This window comes from Vreelandella massiliensis (assembly GCF_900155385.1).
Taxonomy (GTDB): Bacteria; Pseudomonadota; Gammaproteobacteria; order Pseudomonadales; family Halomonadaceae; genus Vreelandella; species Vreelandella massiliensis.
The window spans coordinates 1,838,414-1,855,669 of sequence record NZ_LT699745.1; the positions used below are offsets into that span (position 1 = coordinate 1,838,414).

Consider the following 17,256-nt stretch of genomic DNA (forward strand, 5'->3'; position numbering starts at 1 on the left):
GGCGATGGAAGTGACGTGTGAGCGTCTGCAGATGTTTGGCGGTATCTCGTCGACATACCGGATACTGACTAAGCAGCTCAAGGACACAGAGCGTACGCTGAAACGCCTCACGCGGCATCACGCCCTGCAATCGCTCGAGTTCTGCCTGGGTGGGGCAATAACCACGGTACCAGACGGCCTCAGCAAGCTGTTTGGTATCATCGACAGCATGATCAAGGTGACGAAAGCCAACGCGGTATAATCGCTTTCGGGTGTAAGAGGCGGTCATGACTCGCCCTCGCTATGGTAAAAATCGTCAAGCACGACTGTCAGGTTACCCAATATACGAGTTTCGTCGCCAACATAGTAGCCAATCGCTTCTCGCGCCAATCGTTCAAACTCACCGATATCCACATGGGGGGAGCTGGAGTAACGTCTGAATATCATTCTGATCGCGATCCCCAAAACGACCTAGCTTGGAGATGGCGACATCGAGTGCACTGGCGACATAGACTTCGACGTTAGGCACGCTACTTTGCGACACGAGGCGCACGACGCGATCTTCGTAATCTTCATGTAAAGGAGCGAGTGTCGTCGTAAAGCTGGTGTCCAGCTCTAGCATCTGTACCACGCCTTCTTCATCCGTGAACACATAAGCATCATCGCCGAGTAAGGCAACAATCTCGGATTTACTGGCAAAGCCGTGGGATGCCACCTCAGCGTCCACGTCGGCACTCCCTCTTGCCTGGGTGTGAATATGGACCGCACAACCGCCGAAAACGATCACTTGGAAAACCCCCACCTCACCCGCCGCGTATACCGGCGACAGCACGTCAAAAAAAGGCTACAAGCGCGCGACCTAACGCGGTTTCCGGCTCAATGGTCGGGTAGTCACCTGGTTCTATGGGCATCGTAACTCTCTCTCGGAAGGTGCGGCGGATGCCGTGAACCTTGTCCAAAAGCAGACTAACATACCCCTCTCCGTTCTGGTCATCCAAGCCCTTTGTCTACCCGCTAACTGACTGTTTTCATGGCGGTGGTAACCAGGTCCGACTAATGTGAGCGTTGACCGTTCAACTCCACCTGGAGACCTTACACCATGTATGAGCCCCCTTTGCTTCCTCCTACCCCCTTGAGCCGTTATCGCGGCTGCTTGCTTGCCGGAGCGTGCGGCGATGCCCTGGGTGCTCGCGTGGAGTTCTGGCGCCGAACTCAGATTATTGAGCAATTCGGCGAGCCGGGTATCACCGAGTTCTGGCCCGCCTACGGCCATGTGGGCGCGATTACTGATGATACCCAGATGACCCTGTTCACCGTCGAGGGGCTATTGGCAGTCGAGGCCTTGCAGGCGGTGAGGAATATCGACGTGTATCGCCAGGTGGGCGCAGCGGCCTTGCAGCGCTGGTTGATCACCCAGGGCGGGCGGAGCGCACTAACAGAGGCGGTACAGACTGGGGAGAGCAATCTGCTAGCCGAACCGGCCCTGCATCACCGTCGCGCCCCGGGCAACACCTGCCTGTCAGCCCTGCGCGAAATGAAATTGATGGGTGAGCGCGCGGTGAATAACAGCAAGGGCTGCGGCGGGGTGATGCGAATGGCGCCGGTGGGCCTGTTCGGGGCCTGTCACGGCCTTGAGCCCCGCGAGACGTTCACCCTGGGCAAGGAATTAGCCTGGCTGACCCACGGCCACCCCAGCGGCTACCTGACCGGGGGCGTGCTGGCGGTGCTGATTCAGAGGTTGGTCGAGGGCGGGAGCTTAGAGGAAGGCCTGACCCTGAGCCTGGCGCTGCTGAACGACGAAAACGGCCACCCGGAGACGCGAGACGCCTTGCAGCACGCGTGGCGGTTGGCGGGTACCGCTACCCCTTACCCAGAAGCGATCGCGACCCTGGGCGAAGGCTGGGTAGCCGAGGAGGCTCTGGCCATCGCGGTCTACTGCGCGCTGGTCGCCGAGGACCTGCGCCACGGCGTGGTGCTAGCGGTGAACCACGACGGCGACAGTGACTCCACCGGGGCCATCGCCGGCAACCTGCTGGGGGCGATGCAGGGCGAGACTGCCATCACCGACCGGTGGCTGGCTGAGCTGGAGCTGCGCGAGATGATCGCCGGGATGGGCGAGGCGCTGCATGGCGGTGCGCATGCCTAACCCACCTCTTCCTGAGCATCTGCCACCCGGGCAGCGTGAGCGGGTCGCCGTGCTTACCATCATCCATGAGGGCGAGACCTTTTCGCCGGCTGAGGTCTATCGGCGCTTCGATCCTGAGCCCGACCCTGAGCTTGCCCGCCTGCCGACGCTGCTGGAGGGGCTGTGGGCCGCGCTGGCGCCGAGGCATAGTGAGGGCAGCCGTCGCGTGCTGGCGCGCGTCAGCGGGGCACAGCGGCCGTTCCTGGCGGCATGGCAAGGAGAGGACAGCGAGGGCGATGGATTCGCCATGGAGACGCTGGCGCTGTGTGATACCTGCCCGGTACCCGAGGCCTGTGCGCTCAGGGGGCAATGCCGGGTAAACCAGGAGACGCCCGGTGCCATAGAAGCGGAAACGTCAGGGGATCACCACCCCGCGTCGCCGGAAACGGCAGCCAGCAGGGGGCATGAGCGCACCGCTGCCAATCGCGAGCCCCCTACCCTACCCTGGCACACGCTCGCCGCCGTGGACGCCCAGGCGCAGGCCGAGGCCCAAGGGCAGATCTGGCTCAATGCGCCTGGCATGGTGGAGCAGGTGCTGAGCCACATGCAGGCCGCCAACTGGGCGGCATGGCACGCCTGGTGGCGAGGCTGGATCACAAAGGCCGAGGCCCACTATCGCCGTCGCGTCGAGGTCAGCTGGGCCGCAGCGATCTTCGCAGGCCGGCATCCGGGGATTGCCATCCTGCCCGCCTGGCACCTGGAGCAGATGCCGGACTACCTGCGCCGGGTCTATTACCACCAGGCGATGATGGTCGAGTGGGAGGACGTGCCCGATCAGGAGACGGTCGTCCAAGGGGTTTTGGAAGCGTGCGCGGAGGCGGCCGGCTTGCAACTCCAGCGCATTGAGCCGTCCGCGCCCGGAGAGGCCGGTCATCGGTTCATCTATGGACTTGCCGAAGAGGCCGACATGGCCGAGGACGTGGTGATGCACGCGGCCTTTTTCCGCGGCCTGGTCAGGACGAGGGCCCGTAGGACGAGTGAGGCCGGCGGGTCGGTCGAGAGTCTGAGAGGTTCGCCAGGGGGCGCCGATGGCTGACGCCTTTTTTGGTCACGGACCAGGACGGCTCGGTCGTCAACTACTCATCGAGGACACCAGGTGGTGTCCATGGTGTCACGGTGGTGTCCGCCGCGAGCCCAGGCGCCATGCGGGTTTGACACCCGGTACAGTAGGGACACCCCCAACGCCTAACTTTGACGCTGCCCTATATCATGCAACGCTCCCTGCCTACCTCGTTCTGGAAAAGACACTTTTCTCTTGATAGGGGAAAGTTTCAAGAAAGGGGTGTACAGGGTATCCCTCCTGTCCAGGCCAGTAATGGCGCGGCTTTCAGCGTGACACCACCCTGACAGCATGGACAGTACCCCCTGTACAACGGGGCTTCTCATTACAAAAAACCCGGCGCATGGCCGGGTTCAGGGTGGTCACCGCGCCTGATCGTCAGGCATGGAGGCAGGACGCCAAATGGTGGAACGCTTCCCCTTAACTCCGGGGCGAGTTCTGATCCAGCCATGTTGTTTCAGCGCCGTCGCGATCAGCTGACTATCGGCGGAATCCTTGTTTGTCATCGCGCGCCCCATACACGCCTCAAATATCTCGGCGGTTCGCACTTCCTTCAAGGGTGCAGTACGAATGCGATTGAGGTCGGCGCGGGTATCCGTCGTATGTTCTCCCTCCAGGTAGGCAATCACACGGGCCTCCCAGGGATTTTCTACCTGACGATCCGCCTGTTCTTCCTTGGCCAGCGCCTCCGTCGCCTCATCCAGCCAGTAAGGCTCATCCTGGTGATACCTCATGATCGCTTCCGCCCAGAGTTGATCGCGCTCAGCACGAGCCCGCTCCAGATCGACCTTGCCACACTGTACAGGCCAGAAGCGCCGAGCACCGGTCGGGTCTTTCAGGTAGCCGCCTCCTTCGGGGTTGAGGGTACCGATGAAGATGGCTTGACGCGGGAACACCTGGGCGTCCCGTGCATAGGACGGACGGTAGTTGTCCTCGCAGGTGGAGAGGAATTGCTTGACCTTGTCGCTCTTGGAAGGGCGCATATTGGCCAGCTCTGCCATCTCGATGATCCACTTGCCGCGCATGCCTTGCAGCGCGTCCTTGTCACCGATGAGCGCGCCCAGATCCTCGGCGAGCCAGGCCCGATTGGGCACCAGGGCGGCAATCAGCGAGGACTTCCTGAGCCCTTGGGGGCCTTCCAGGACCAGCATGGTATCGACCTTACAGCCGTGGTCCATGGCGCGGGCCACGGCGCCAATTAACGTCTTGGGCCCGACGGCGCGCGTGTAGGGCGTCTCTTCGACCCCGGCGCAGGTGGTCAGCCAGGTATCCAGGCGTGGCGTGCCGTCCCAGGTCAAGGCATTGAGGTATTCGCAAACGGGGTGCCGCTCCCGTTGGTTGGCGACTAACTCAATCGCTTCGGCCGCAAGACGAGCACTGACCCGCGCCCCCCACTGATGGGTGATCCAAGCGCTCAGTTGCTTATCGTGCTCCTCGCCGTAGGCCCCAGCCCCACCTCCCGACGGCGGCGCCCGGTCACAGTGCACCTCGTAAGAAAGTTTGTTTTTCCAGATACCGGTATTTTTCCATTCAGGATGCTGAGACAACACAGCCACCAACTGTCCTGTTGAGGGAAATTGCACCAGCCAGGCTATCGAGAGTGCCAGTTCAATCTCTGCGGGGCTCGCCATGCTGGCGGGAACATGGGCAATGTCGATCTCTCCCAGATGCTGGCAGACCTGGATCAGATGGTTGCCGATAAAGCTGGTGTCCAGCTTGCCGGGGCCCTGCTGACACCACTGTTCCCAGTCAGTCTGGCCGGCCAGGCGGAACAGATGGGCCTTCTTGAGAATATCCCCTTGGCGAATCAGCTCAACGCTCCGCGTACTGCAGCGCCAGAACCCATAGAAGCCCCGGTGGCCCCCATGGGGATCACCCCCACATCGTGCGCGAGCAGTTGCACGGCCTCCTGACTGTAGAGGCTCTCACCCCCAGAATGGCCCAGGGTGCCTTTGCCTACCGTTAAGGCCGGCTTGGGTACCATCAGCGCCGCTGCGCCCGGCGTGGGGCCTTGTGGGCCGTTATCGGGGTCCTGCGGCGCATTCAGGCAGGCCTCTACCACGGCCTTGACGGCATCATCCCCCTGCAGCCGGCGAAGATCATCAAAGTCGGTCGGGCCTTTGCGCTTGCCGGTTTCCGGGTTCAGCTCGCCGGTATCCGGGGCGAAGTCGGGATACACGACGTGCCCACCCACCGCCTCGGCGGCCTGGCGCGCGTAGTAGAGGCCGTGGTTTTCCACCGGCGCCGTCGTCCACTGGTCGTTATCCGCCGCGATCACCAGCAGTGCGTCGGGCTTGGAGGCCGCGATGCGCTTGGCAACGTGGATCAGGTTATTGGCATCGAAGGCCACCACCACGCTGTGCTGGGTCGCGTGGTGCAGCGCAAGCCCGGTGGCGTAGCCTTCGCACACCAGGAACACCTCGCGGCCTTCGTGGGGCTTGGGCTTGCCCAGGGCGCGGTAGGTGCCCTGACGTTGACCGCCCGCCAGGTAGTCGCGGTCGCGGCCGAGGATGTTGTCTTTGTCGGGGAAGATGGCCTGCAGCGACACGATGCGGCCCTTGTCGCCCTGAATGGGGATCAGCAGGGCGTTATCGGACACCAGGCGCTGCTCGCCGTTGTAGACCACCGAGTAAGGGCCGACGAAGGCCTGCACCGGGTTGAGCCCCTTGCGCGTCAGGTAGGGGTGGTCGCTGGCGTCGGTGGCCACCTTGGCGGCTTTGAGCAGCGCCTCGGCACGCACGGCGACCGCGTCATGGCGGGCCTTTTCCTCGGCCTCGCGTTGGGCCTTTTGTTGCGCCTGTTTCTTTTCCAGCCGCTCGCGCTCGGCCGGGGTCAGGGGCTTGACGCCCTTGGCCGAAAACGGCAGCTTGACGTCGGGGCCGTAGGCTTTGTTGCAGCCGAAATTGCCTGCCGGGCGCTCGTCGTCGTGGAAGCAGTACCAGCCGGTGCGTTCGCCTGCCTTGGCGCCCAGGACGCGGTAGCGGTGGATGGTGCCATCGCCAATGATGGGCTTGTCATCGTCGTAAGGGATGCCCGCCGCCGTCATGGCGTCGAGCAGTTGATCAACGGCGGAAAGTGCCGGGGTTCCCCCCGGCGCTGGCGTGTAGGCACTCATGCGACTATGCCCTCTTCCTGGTGCTCAAGGCGTGCCAGTCGTGCGTCGCGACCCCCCCCCAACACTCACCATGGCGCGGCAGCAGCGGTCCGTAACGCACCTGGTGGTAGGGGTTCACGCAGCGCGGGTCCCCACAGTGCTGGCGCAAGAGATCGCCCGGGGGCAAGGGGCCAAACAGCATGCCCCACAGGGCCTCGTGGGCGCGCAGCGTGCGGCTTTCCAGGGGCAAACCAGGGGGCATACGAAACTGGCCCTGGCCTTGGTGGTTGCGACAGCCAAGCCACACCCAGCAACTCTGCTCCAGACGCCCCTCAAGCGTCGCGTCGTACTCTCCTTCGTCAATCCCGACGTGGGTGAGGAAGTTATACAATGGCGGGCGGCCGTTGCTGCCAAGCGGGGGAAGGCAGTAGTCAACCGCCACACGGTCAAGCAACCAATGCACCAGGTCAGCCTGCCCCAGGTCGAGGGTGCCCACAAGGGGAACATAACGATCGTCATGGTAGGTGTTCATGCGACCACCTCCCGACACCCCAAGTAGGCGGTCAGCAGGGCGTCGAGCTGCTCACGGGTATAGAGCCCCAGGGTCGCCGACATGTCCAGGCCGTCGTAGCCGAGAAACTCGATCCACACCTTCCCTTGGGGCGAGCGGTGCAGTCGTGGGGCGTAGGCACTTCCCCCCAAACGAAACTGGGCCCAGCCGGCTTCAATGGGCTCGGGGTCCAGGCCCAAACGGGCGTAAGCGTCCAGCGGAATCGGCACCAGGCTGACGCGGGCCTCCCCCACGATCCAGGTCAGTTCGTTAAGGCGCACCCCACCTCGGCCACCGATATAGGCATCCAGCGCCATGACGGTGCCAAAGTGGTCGATGATCGGTACCAGCGGCGTCGGCGAAACAGCCGCTGTCGCAGACGAAAGCGTTTTAGGGCGCTCATTTTTGAGCGATTGCACTTGCGCGTTAGGACACGCGACTTTATCCTTATTCAAGGATTAAACCTCCGATGTAGGTTGTGTCAGGGATAGCATCTGACATATTCGTGTTCGCTTGCTGGTAACAGGCGCACACACTAACCGGGCCATCACGTTGATGGCGCCGCGTTTCCTTTGCCCCGCCCTTCGGTGGGGCGTTGTCGTTTAGCCTTGTCGCGTTTTTAGCCAGGCATCGAGCTCCTCCTTCAAGATTCCTTTTGACCTAGGCCCAAGCGTTATCACGCCCGGAAATCCCGGCTGCGCCACAAGTTGCTGCGCGGTGCACTGTGACACGCTCAGGTACTCACCCAGGTCTTTGAGCCGTACAATACGCGATCCCACGTTACTCGCTTTCATTGATGCCTCTCCTTGGGGCGTCATTGCCATTCGCTGGCATTAGCCACTGTATTGCTGGTGCTAATAAAAGTCTATAAGCAATTGATATTGCTAAATTTTTACCGCTCATAAATGAGCAATCTCGACGCCACATCATCCCTATTTCAACAACTTACGAGGGATAAAAAAAATTCCATTACTGTGCGCAAGTTGCCTAACCGGGCCTCTTGGCAGCACCTTCCCGGCCTGAACCGGGGAGACGTCCCAGGTCAATGGCCGCCAGGCGGCTCCAGGGCGTCGCCCTTTAGGGGGCTGATCCGCGCCATGAGATCGAGTAACTGGGGCAGACTCTCAACCACTAACCATCTCGGCGCCGTGGGGTCGAGCACGTGCGGACCGGGCTCGTAGATCACGCCGCCATCGGGGCTCAGGTGCAACAGGGGCGCCTGAGTGTCGTCGTGGTACGTGTAGGCGCTGAGTCCTGGCAGGCGCAGTCGCCGCCAGCCGGTGGAGACGCCCTTCTCCTTGCTTTCCCAGGCACAACGAAAACCCGTAACACACCAAGGCGTGTCCGGGGTAACGTCGCGCACGCCATAAGGCACCAGCAGGTCAATCAGGACGAACGTATCGCCATAAGCGTCCATGGCGGGGCAGTCGTTTTCGTCGGGCAACACCTCTTCCGGCAACGTCAGAGACACTACCTGATGAATGCCGGGCAGCGGGATGAAGGCGGGTTCGAGGGTGCGCAGCGCCGTGTAACGGTCGGCAGTGAGGTGCAGGTGAGTCATGGTCGACTCCTTAAGCAGTGGGTGGTGATAAATGTGCCGTCTTGGCACGGGTACAACCTCATTGGCTGTCCTTATATCCTTCCGTCACGACGTCCTGGCACCGAACACTTTTTTTTCGTACTCGCGTCACTTTTCAGGCTAAAATATTGTTTCCTTTGCTTTTTATTTTTTATCGCCGAGGGTTGATGCATGCCTGAACACGCCCACGTAACGCATGAGCCCGTTCGCTATTTCGAGGGGTTTCCTGAGCAGCTCCCGGGCCAGCAACACTTTACCTGTACCCGGCTATCGGCGATCCTTTCCGCCGCCGAGTGCGCCGCTCGCCACGCATTGGCGCAGGATAATCCACGGGCAGACCACCTCACCTGCCGTGCCTGCCCGATCGGCCAGGTGCATGCCAACGGCTTGATCGCGACGCGCGAAACATTGAGCCAGGCGACCCACACGCCCAGGCACTCGCCGGCACGGCTGTGTGTACGTTGCGGACGCTTGAGCCCTAAGCTCGTCAGAAAGACGTTATGCGTGAGTTGCTACAACCGCGAAGGCGAGGCGAAGAAGGGGCGTAATGCCAAGGGCAAGGTGCCGGTGACCTACGCCCCGTTACGCCTGCGCCGGGTGGGCCTTGAGCTGCCCGACGGCGAGATCCGCTGGGCGCTGTTTGAGGCACAGACCTGGCTGGAGCCCTTGCTGCGGGGGCTGAGGGCCTATCCCGGCGCCAAGCTCTACGACGGGCAGCCGAGTGACGATTCACCGTGGAACGTCGAAGCTCAGCGCTTTGAGTACCGCGATGAACAGAGCCAGGCTCTGGCGATGGATGTTGAGGAGCGTGATGGATACCTGGCTGTGCGCTATCGCCCTGCCCTGGCTGGCGAACTACCGGCCCCAGTAGTGGCCCCCGTGAGCCTGTTCGATCCGGGCTTTGTCGCCGAGTGGCTGAGGGTCAGCGAAGAAGGTCATGTGATCGGAAACGCCTGGCGTGCAGTGGCGTATGGCTGCAGTGCGTGTCGCCAAGGGGGATGCAGGCACGGCGTCGCGCGGGACAACTCGAGGTCAGGTGTACGGGGTATGGGGTGGCGAACACCGACTAATCAGAGGCCTGAGCAGCTCATAGCGGCCACAGGGCCGCTTTATGCCGTCAACGTAGAGAAGTCCCCCAGTAGCAGCATAAAACGCCGCACAGAGCGGCAATGAGACCTTAGCTATTACGCCGATCCAGCCACGGTGCTTCTCGCCGGGTTAAAATATGCCACTGCAGCTTCCACCAAGGCGTGTGTTCGATATAGTCTCGAAAGTCATCGGCCAGCTCTATTAGCAAGCCTTCCAGGCCTTCCGTGGGGCTAAACGTGCGACCGTGCAGGGTCAGGGGCGTATCGTTGAGGGCCTCCAATGCTTCGTCGGCTTGGTGGATATCCCGGCAGCGTTCGAAAAGCGCACACGCCATCAGGCAGCGATTGCCTACGTGCTCGGGGACTTTCTCCGTGGTATGCCAGCTGACATCGTCGCCGCTTCGGCTGACGCTGACATTATCCTCCTCCCGATCCGCCGGAAGGTGATATTCAACCGCACTGATGGCGGCATCCCCGATGTGCAAGGCATCTTTGCTCGGGGCAATTACCAGCGCGCAATAGCCTAACTCACCATTGACCAGTAGCCACTCCGATGCCTTGGCAATCGTCACCGGGTACAAGAACCAGGAAAACCCGACACGCGGCTCGTAAGGCGTGAAGGATCGCTCCTGCCTGAATGGCTTGGCATAATCGGGGTGGGTGATGATCTGGTGCTTTAGCATGGCCATGGGGTGCTGGTCCGCTCCTTATCCCAATTCTAAATCAAATGCACGGCACCAACGGCACCCCGCCACAGCCGGTGAGTAGCGTTGCCATGGCGAGTAATAGCGTTACCTTCATCATCGTTTTCCTTAATCGTCGAAGCTAAAATTCAATTCATCGTCTTCCCCAAAGACCTCATCGAGGTTCTCTGGCGCCGCCACGCTGCCGGGGTTTAACCGTGCCAAGCGGGCCAGCAAGTGGGTCTGCTGAATAGAAAGGTTTAAGGCATAGGCCATCGGTAATGCTTGGGCTTGGCGTAGATTCAGAAACGTCTCGTCATCCAGTTGGCTAAGCGCCTTCTCGTCGATCATGTGCAAGCCGTCGATGGATAGCCCCAGCTGGCTGTGTAGGGCTTCCGGCCAAGGTGTAATGACGTTGGCTTTGGCCAATGCCGAGAGCGCTTTCTGAGTCGCCTGGTGTTTACGGTGGCTGATCTTGAGCGCTTCCACGCGGGCAGATACGGCCTCAGTCATCTGACCTTGCTCATCGAAGAAAGACTCGCCTGCGTCGCCTTCATCCAGCAAGCCACTGTTGCGATTAAACGTGACCAGGCCCTTCTCCCCGACCGTCACGATCTCGAAGGGATAGGTGGATAACCACTCAGGCCGATAATGACCCAGCCACTTGCCATTTTTGATGAACAGGTTATGGCCTGACTCGATACCGCATACCCCAACTAACCGCCATTCACGGTTCTCCTTGATGAGCGCTAACGGCATGGTGGTAGGGGCTTTGGCGAGTTCACCAGCGTGTAGCGGGATCAGCGCCTTGTGGGCAGCAAAGCTTAGGTCATGCGGCGGATGCCAAGTTTTGCCTTGGCATTCCTTGGGGCTTAGAGCAAGCGGATTGGACATGAAGGCTCCTTGTCTGTCTGAGGGAGATGCCCGAAACTGGGCCATCAGCGACCACATTGATATTGTACCGATCCCCCTCTAGGATGCGACGCCCTTACACGGGAGGAAACGGAGCCTGAGAGTTGGTCATTGTCGTATTGGTATTTCTATCTGGATTTGGTGGCTTTCTTCTTGGGAATCAGCACGACCATTATCGTCGACTGTCACCGCTGCTGCCCTGGTACCTCGGAACGACTCTGCCCCGCCTCATGACGATCGTGGGATGGCCACATCAGCAGCTACAGCTAATCTGGCATCGCAAGTCTCAGGCGGGACCACGCCGTGGTCGCCCGCCGACACCTGCCTATGTTGAAGACTGGATCCTGACACTGCATCGCAAAAACCGTGGTTATTCCGCTCGCCGCATAGCCTCCATACTGTGGCATGACCTAAGGCATCCCATCGATAAGAATACCGTGACACGAATCCTCAAGGAGCACGGCCTGACGCCACATCCGCCCGGCACCAACACAAGCCGCGACCAAGATCCTGGCTGGCCAACCCTCTTTCATAACCATGCCGTCTGCAGCATGGACTTCATAACCACAAAAGATGCACTTTGTCGCCAGGTGTTTATCCTGAACATCGTCGACCATAAACGCCGTCGGCTGATCTGGTCACGGGCGACCCATAACCCCACCAGCGCCTGGGTGGCTCAGCAGATCCGTGAGGCATTCCCGTTTGACGAGGCTAGAGGCCGTATCATGCTGATGGATCGAGACAGCATCTTTGCACCCATCGCCGCTCATACCCTGCCGAATTTCGGCATGCGTGTTCGGCGAACAGCCTATCGCTGCCCATGGCAAAACGCCGTGGTCGAGCGCTTCAACCGCACCCTGCAAGAAGAATTGCTCTCATCCATCGTGGTGCTGAACCTCCGGCAGCTCAACCGGCTGCTGAGGGAATACCGGGAGTTCTACAATACTGCCCGCCCCCACATGGCCAATGACGGCGAGCCACCTACGCCAATCGATCCGGTAGCCGCGAACGATAGTGACATTGGCCATAATCCAAGCCGCTGTCGCCTGAAAGCCATCCCATGGCTGGGAGGACTTCACCACAGCTACCGGCTGAGCGCTTGATTCGCTAGGCCGACACACCCACTCGCCCCGCTTCCTACACTCAATTGGCGAAAGCCAAGGTGCGCCCCTGCGCACTATTTGCCGCTGAAGCTAAAAAGCAGCGATTCGCCGCTGACTTATCTGCCAGGCACCACCCAAAAGCGCTTTTCATTCGTCAATCGGCTTTCTTTAAGCGCCCAGCTTTGATCACATTTTAACCAAAAAAGCACTGAAGGAGTTTTTCACCAATACAGGCTATTCGGGCATAAAATCGCGTTTAATGTCGATACGAAAGGTAAAGCTTCGTGGCCCGAAATTGGGGGATTTTAAGAGCTTTCCGGTGGGTAAAAGCTTGGTGTCATTCGTTCATTCGGAGACACAACCGTGACCGCTTCTGCCTTCGCCGTTATGCTAGCCGCCACGATACGCCCGATGCAGAGGATAATGCCTGAATGAGCGAAACGGACGAGCAGCGTTCAACGGATCACGATAGCCCGTGGAAAAAGGCCTTAGAAGGCTACTTTGCGGAGTTTTTGGCGTTACTGTTCCCGACCATTCATCAGCAGGTGGATTGGTCAAAAGGCTATACCCCCCTGGATACGGAGCTTCAGCAAATCACGGTCGAAGCGGAAAGCGGACGCCGTTATGCCGATAAGCTGGTGAAGGTGTATGCCAACGATGGCACCGAAACCTGGGTGTTGATTCATGTGGAAGTGCAAGGCGAACCGGAAGACGCGTTTGCCGAACGGATGTATACTTATCAATACCGCTTGCGGGATCGTTACGGCATTGACGTGGTCAGTATTGCGGTACTGGCCGATACGCGAGAAAGCTTTCGACCCACGACGTTTTATTACGAGCGCTGGGGCTGTGAGGTGGCGTTTACCTTCCCCATGGCCAAGTTAATCGATTGGGAAGCGCAGTGGGAGGCCTTGGAAGCCAGCGATAATGTGTTTGCGCTGGTGGTCATGGCGCAATTACGGGCGAAGCGCTTAACCGATGGCAATGCCCGCACCCAAGCCAAAATCAAGCTGGTGCGGTTGATGTTTGAGCGTAACTACAGCCGGGAACAGATCCAGCAGTTATTTATTGTCATCGATTGGATGCTCCAGCTGCCTTACGGGCTGGAACCCACGTTCCGACAAGCGGTCTACGAGATTCAGGAGGCGAAGAAAATGCCCTATATCAACACCTTTGAACGTCATGGTATCGAGAAAGGTTTGCTGCAAGGCGCGCTGATAGGTGAACGTCGCTTCTTGATCAAGCTACTCAATAAGCGCTTTGGCGAGTTACCCGATTGGGCACAGCAGCGTATTGAGGAGGCGGATGAAACCCAGCTAGAGCGTTGGGCTGATGACGTTTTGGATGCGCATAGCTTGGATACCCTGTTGGGTAGCCACTGATTCAATTTTAAGTGTGCAGCGCTCCATCACTAAGCGGTTTCCATCATAAAATCACAGAGCCCCGATCGCTAACGCATTGGGGTTTTGTGTGTAAGCGCCTAACGGACTCGTCACTATCCCGGCATAACAGCCTCTATTAAGCCGATTTTCGCCTGCTTGATGGTGATCGAAGACAAAACCTTACCGCTGCCGACTAGCCCCTGTTTTAGATGCTGTTAGCGCTTTTATCCGTGCTCAGTGTCGTGGGTTAGTTGTCTCCCCCCTGAGGATAGGTTTCATCGTAGATATCTATCATCAGCTTGTCGCCATGGAACCAGTACGGTGCCGGTTGGACGCTGTGGTCAATATTGAGCACTTCGCGTGTGGCTGCCGTAAGCGACACTACCGTTCCGTTAAAGAGCACTTTCTTGTTATTAAAGATCTCTGCCGTGGCTTCACCATTTTTAAACACCAGCTGATCGCCGACCGATAATCCCATTTCAAAGAAGTCCATATTAGGCCGCTTGATCTTTTTACCGGACTCTTTCTCGGCCTGACTCACGTTGGCATTGAGTTCCGCATTAATCTGAGGCGTCACATCGGTACCGCCCAACACCTTGAGAATCGCGACGGCTTGGTCTTCTTCTATCTGAAAAAACTCGCGATTGGGGTTAATACGATTAGGGCCGAAAGCGATATGGAGTGCGCTTTCGACGTTATGATGGCTTTCGACCTCGACGGCATAAACACATTCAAAAGGCGTGGGAACGCCCGTGGTGTAGAGCTGATTCATGCGCAAGGTGACATCTATTTGCGACGTTTTGCCAATTTTGAGCAATCCGGGCATGGCCGGGTTTTTCAGTACATAAATGATCTCTTTGGCCACATCGCAAGCCGGTGTGCTGTGTTGCGGTGAAGCGGTTGCATCTCCCAGTTCCGCAAGCTGTGCCAATAACGCTAATACGAGGCGAGGTGCCCCCTTAAACCCTTCCATGCCTTCATGATGATCCACGGAAAGCATGGCATTCAGCAGTTTATAAGCGGGTCCATCCCCTTCGTATATCTGCGCTTGAATAGCGGGGATATCCAGCACCACTCCTCGCTGTCCGGATGCTATCCATTGTTGATACTTGTCTTGTCCGTCTAACCAATAACGCTCTTCAGACCAATGCGGGGGCTTCATGGAAAACCTATTCCTTTACGTGTTCAGCGGCCAATCCTGCTCGCTAGTGTTCATCCAAGACATAGAATAAACGATGTAAGAATCTTGAAGACGCTATCTTTTGGTATAGACGTCTGGCTATCTCGCCAAAACAGCCTCTATTAAGCCGATTTTCACCTGCTTGATGGTGATCGAAGACAAAACCTTACCGCTGCCGATTAGCCCCTGTTTTACGTGCCATTAGCACTTTTTCTTGATGGTCCAAAAAACCCAACCGTTCATCATTCCCCTAAACGTTGACACATTATGTTTTTCGTCGGCTTGGTCGCTGGTCGTCTTTACAACGGCGATCACGCCGTTAGTTTTCTGGTTAGCTGAAACGCTCAACGTGTAAGAGATCGCTTACAGCATAAAACGGCATTGGATGACAAAAACCTCAGCCTTTGCTTACCCGTGAATAGGGTTTTTAAGTGGTGTTACCTAGCGCTCAGAGACAAAAAAGCCCCCGATTGTGGAGGCTTGCACCGACAGTTCTCCTTACTCAGCTAATCAATTGCCGTACGCATAAGGTCAGTTTCTCCAGGATCAAACGCACTTGGCGCAGCTCTTCTTCCAGGTGGTGGCTGTCATGCACGCCGTCGTGCCAACCATCGGAGAGAATGCGCGCGCCCATGCTGATGCGAAGCGCTGAGGTGTGCTTGCCTTCAATCTTGACCGGCTGGCCTATATGGCAACACTGCGCTGCCAGGGCTTTGTCACTTTCCGTTAGTCCTGGGTGATCGCTCATGTCGCGGTTGAGCTGTTCGTAGAGCGTTTTTACCTGATCTTGGCTTAGGTAGTGGCCTTGCGTATCGCGAATCAAAAACGGGAAGATACTGCGCCGGATGCCCAATTCATCCCCGTGCATTTCAGTACGCGCCCACCAAGGATCGGTGGTATCAAAGAGCGCGTCTAAGTACGGATGCTGGTCGATCATTTGCATCACATTACGACCAAAGCCATCGAGCCCGCTGATGCGTTTATCTTTAGGCACTTGGTAGTAGCGTTTGGCTTCGGTGAGCGCGGCATACCAGCGTAAGTACATGCCAATGGTTAAGGGCGAAGGCGCATCGGGAAGCAGCGTTTCCCAAGTCCCTAAATCCGCTTTCGGCAGGTAATCGGTCAAGCCACTGGGCAGATGTGCTCCCCTTTGAGACAACCGGTGCGAAAACGCTTGAGGGAAAATAGCCGCCCCGCTGAACGGAGGCCCGGTGAAGAACTTGGAGCCGGTAATCAGCACAATATCGCCTTTAGCGAGGTGGTCTCGTAAGTCTTCTGCATCAATGCGCAGCTGACAGGCATCGATAATCACTTGGAGGCGTTCGCCGTAGCGTTGGCGCAACCGGTCCAGCAGCGAGGGCGATGGCGCCCAGCAACCAAACTTGGATTGGTCCATGGCGTGGAGCATCACATGGTGGCCTTTTTCCATTTCGGCCGCGACGCACGCCTCAATACGCTGATCCATTTCCGCTAAGGTATAGAAGCGCCCATCGTCGGCTTTGAAAGGGATACCTTCAAATGCCATCGAGGGCATTCCCGCCAAGCGTTCGCCTTTGGTCACCGAATGTCCTAAACACGTGGTGCCATCAAAGTGACATCCCGTCACCGAAAACGGCGTACCGCTACCGGTTTCATCCGAGCCACACACAATGCTCACCCACTTGCCCGGTGTCGCGGTGGTCACGGCGGCGACAACATGGAGTTGCGCGTCGGTCCCCGACGGCGAGAGATGCAAATCGGGCTCCAGGTCGGTCATGCCCAATGTGCTGGCGATATCCGCTTCCAACGCACGGCAATGCGCCGCCAAGGGGGTGACCTCATTGGCTTGCACACAATCGTGTAATATCCGCTGGCGATAGGCATCCGCCGCTTGATACGCCGGTGTGGAAACAGAGGTGGCGGTAGACGAGGCAAAGGTAAAGGCATTATCACGTGGCGACGGCGAACAGCCATAGCGATTCAGGCCGGTGTCGGGATCGACCAATAACCGCGCATCGCCACCTTGCATCAGATGCCAGTGGGTGGGCTGTAACAAGGGCGCGAAGCGTGCATCAATGCGCTCGCCTAGCGGCTGAATGGCCTCAACAAGTTCCGTCATGTGGGTCATCTCGGTTCGGTGGTTCACAATCGCGATACGGATGGCTAGCTGGCCATGAAGCGTGGTGGTCGAAGGGGCTGCCACCCCCTGTAATTGAAGCTGAGTCACGATGGCTTTATTGAGCGCATCCAGATAAAGAGTCTGTTCGTTCGAGGTGGAAAGCAGTCGACTGGGTACAAAGCGGCAACAGACAATATTCATGGGAACAGGCGCCAATCGTTCCAGCGTGGGTGTCTCATCAATCTGTTGGGCGGTCGCTTGCGCCAACTGACAGTGTTTACGCACGACCGCTGCCATGCGTTCGGCACCCAACCCTTGGAAGGTGAACCACACTTTGAGCGCCAAAAAACCACGTGATAGTTC

The 17,256-nt window shown here is 58.5% G+C and carries 17 protein-coding genes; 6 read left to right on the forward strand and 11 right to left on the reverse strand.

Features of this window, described 5'->3' with window-relative positions; all coding sequences use genetic code 11:
• Positions 1-4 precede the first annotated feature (4 nt).
• Positions 5-241, forward strand: a complete 237-nt coding sequence (locus BQ9846_RS13295; RefSeq protein ID WP_075881427.1) for a hypothetical protein — start codon at positions 5-7, stop codon at positions 239-241.
• Between the two features lie 138 nt (positions 242-379).
• On the opposite strand, the gene BQ9846_RS16840 is transcribed toward BQ9846_RS13295, so the two are convergent.
• Entirely contained in the window at positions 380-811 is a 432-nt protein-coding gene (locus tag BQ9846_RS16840) for a DUF6036 family nucleotidyltransferase (protein WP_328585371.1), read from the reverse strand.
• A gap of 267 nt (positions 812-1,078) precedes the next feature.
• Between BQ9846_RS16840 and BQ9846_RS13305 the strand changes: the two genes are divergently transcribed.
• Together BQ9846_RS13305 and BQ9846_RS13310 are read left to right on the forward strand one after the other, a co-directional pair.
• Positions 1,079-2,125, forward strand: a complete 1,047-nt coding sequence (locus BQ9846_RS13305; RefSeq protein ID WP_075881428.1) for an ADP-ribosylglycohydrolase family protein — start codon at positions 1,079-1,081, stop codon at positions 2,123-2,125.
• Complete coding sequence (locus BQ9846_RS13310; RefSeq protein ID WP_144049423.1) at positions 2,106-3,200, forward strand: hypothetical protein; 1,095 nt, start codon at positions 2,106-2,108, stop codon at positions 3,198-3,200. The genes BQ9846_RS13305 and BQ9846_RS13310 overlap by 20 nt, the downstream gene beginning before the upstream one ends.
• 386 nt (positions 3,201-3,586) lie before the next feature.
• Here BQ9846_RS13310 and BQ9846_RS13315 read toward each other — a convergent pair whose 3' ends face one another.
• The 6 genes from BQ9846_RS13315 to BQ9846_RS13340 all read right to left on the reverse strand — a co-directional run bounded on the left by BQ9846_RS13315 (position 3,587) and on the right by BQ9846_RS13340 (position 8,429).
• Positions 3,587-4,780 carry a virulence-associated E family protein gene (locus tag BQ9846_RS13315; RefSeq protein WP_159437928.1) on the reverse strand — a complete coding sequence of 398 codons (1,194 nt, stop codon included), beginning with the start codon at positions 4,778-4,780 and terminating at the stop codon, positions 3,587-3,589.
• Between the two features lie 251 nt (positions 4,781-5,031).
• Entirely contained in the window at positions 5,032-6,339 is a 1,308-nt protein-coding gene (locus tag BQ9846_RS13320; RefSeq protein ID WP_075881431.1) for a toprim domain-containing protein, read from the reverse strand.
• A 4-nt stretch (positions 6,340-6,343) separates the two neighbouring features.
• Positions 6,344-6,850: a hypothetical protein gene (locus BQ9846_RS13325; protein ID WP_075881432.1), complete on the reverse strand. Its 507-nt coding sequence runs from the start codon at positions 6,848-6,850 to the stop codon at positions 6,344-6,346.
• Positions 6,847-7,323, reverse strand: a complete 477-nt coding sequence (locus BQ9846_RS13330) for a hypothetical protein (protein WP_144049424.1) — start codon at positions 7,321-7,323, stop codon at positions 6,847-6,849. Before BQ9846_RS13330 ends, BQ9846_RS13325 begins: the two co-directional genes overlap by 4 nt.
• Before the next feature lie 147 nt (positions 7,324-7,470).
• Positions 7,471-7,662 (reverse strand): helix-turn-helix transcriptional regulator, encoded by a 192-nt coding sequence (locus BQ9846_RS13335; RefSeq protein WP_075881434.1) that lies wholly within the window; start codon positions 7,660-7,662, stop codon positions 7,471-7,473.
• Positions 7,663-7,910: 248 nt separating this feature from the next.
• The gene (locus BQ9846_RS13340; protein ID WP_075881435.1) at positions 7,911-8,429 is read right to left on the reverse strand and encodes a hypothetical protein; all 519 of its coding nucleotides are present in this window, start codon (positions 8,427-8,429) and stop codon (positions 7,911-7,913) included.
• A 189-nt stretch (positions 8,430-8,618) separates the two neighbouring features.
• Here BQ9846_RS13340 and BQ9846_RS13345 point away from each other — a divergent pair, with 189 nt between their 5' ends.
• Positions 8,619-9,620, forward strand: coding sequence for a hypothetical protein (locus tag BQ9846_RS13345; RefSeq protein ID WP_075881436.1), 1,002 nt, complete (start codon positions 8,619-8,621; stop codon positions 9,618-9,620).
• A gap of 4 nt (positions 9,621-9,624) precedes the next feature.
• Here BQ9846_RS13345 and BQ9846_RS13350 read toward each other — a convergent pair whose 3' ends face one another.
• Together BQ9846_RS13350 and BQ9846_RS13355 are read right to left on the reverse strand one after the other, a co-directional pair.
• Positions 9,625-10,224: a hypothetical protein gene (locus BQ9846_RS13350; protein WP_075881437.1), complete on the reverse strand. Its 600-nt coding sequence runs from the start codon at positions 10,222-10,224 to the stop codon at positions 9,625-9,627.
• A 123-nt stretch (positions 10,225-10,347) separates the two neighbouring features.
• Positions 10,348-11,112: a SapC family protein gene (locus BQ9846_RS13355; protein ID WP_075881438.1), complete on the reverse strand. Its 765-nt coding sequence runs from the start codon at positions 11,110-11,112 to the stop codon at positions 10,348-10,350.
• A gap of 122 nt (positions 11,113-11,234) precedes the next feature.
• On the opposite strand from BQ9846_RS13355, the gene BQ9846_RS13360 reads away from it, so the two are divergent.
• Together BQ9846_RS13360 and BQ9846_RS13365 are read left to right on the forward strand one after the other, a co-directional pair.
• The gene (locus BQ9846_RS13360) at positions 11,235-12,233 is read left to right on the forward strand and encodes an integrase core domain-containing protein (protein WP_144049426.1); all 999 of its coding nucleotides are present in this window, start codon (positions 11,235-11,237) and stop codon (positions 12,231-12,233) included.
• Positions 12,234-12,664: 431 nt separating this feature from the next.
• The gene (locus BQ9846_RS13365) at positions 12,665-13,615 is read left to right on the forward strand and encodes a DUF4351 domain-containing protein (RefSeq protein ID WP_075881440.1); all 951 of its coding nucleotides are present in this window, start codon (positions 12,665-12,667) and stop codon (positions 13,613-13,615) included.
• A 247-nt stretch (positions 13,616-13,862) separates the two neighbouring features.
• Here the strand turns inward: BQ9846_RS13365 and BQ9846_RS13370 are convergent, their stop codons facing one another.
• A complete protein-coding gene (locus tag BQ9846_RS13370) occupies positions 13,863-14,777 on the reverse strand; it encodes a GIY-YIG nuclease family protein (RefSeq protein WP_210433192.1) in 915 nt (304 codons plus the stop codon).
• Positions 14,778-15,297: 520 nt separating this feature from the next.
• Positions 15,298-17,238 (reverse strand): hypothetical protein, encoded by a 1,941-nt coding sequence (locus BQ9846_RS13375; protein WP_075881441.1) that lies wholly within the window; start codon positions 17,236-17,238, stop codon positions 15,298-15,300.
• Positions 17,239-17,256: the final 18 nt, after the last annotated feature.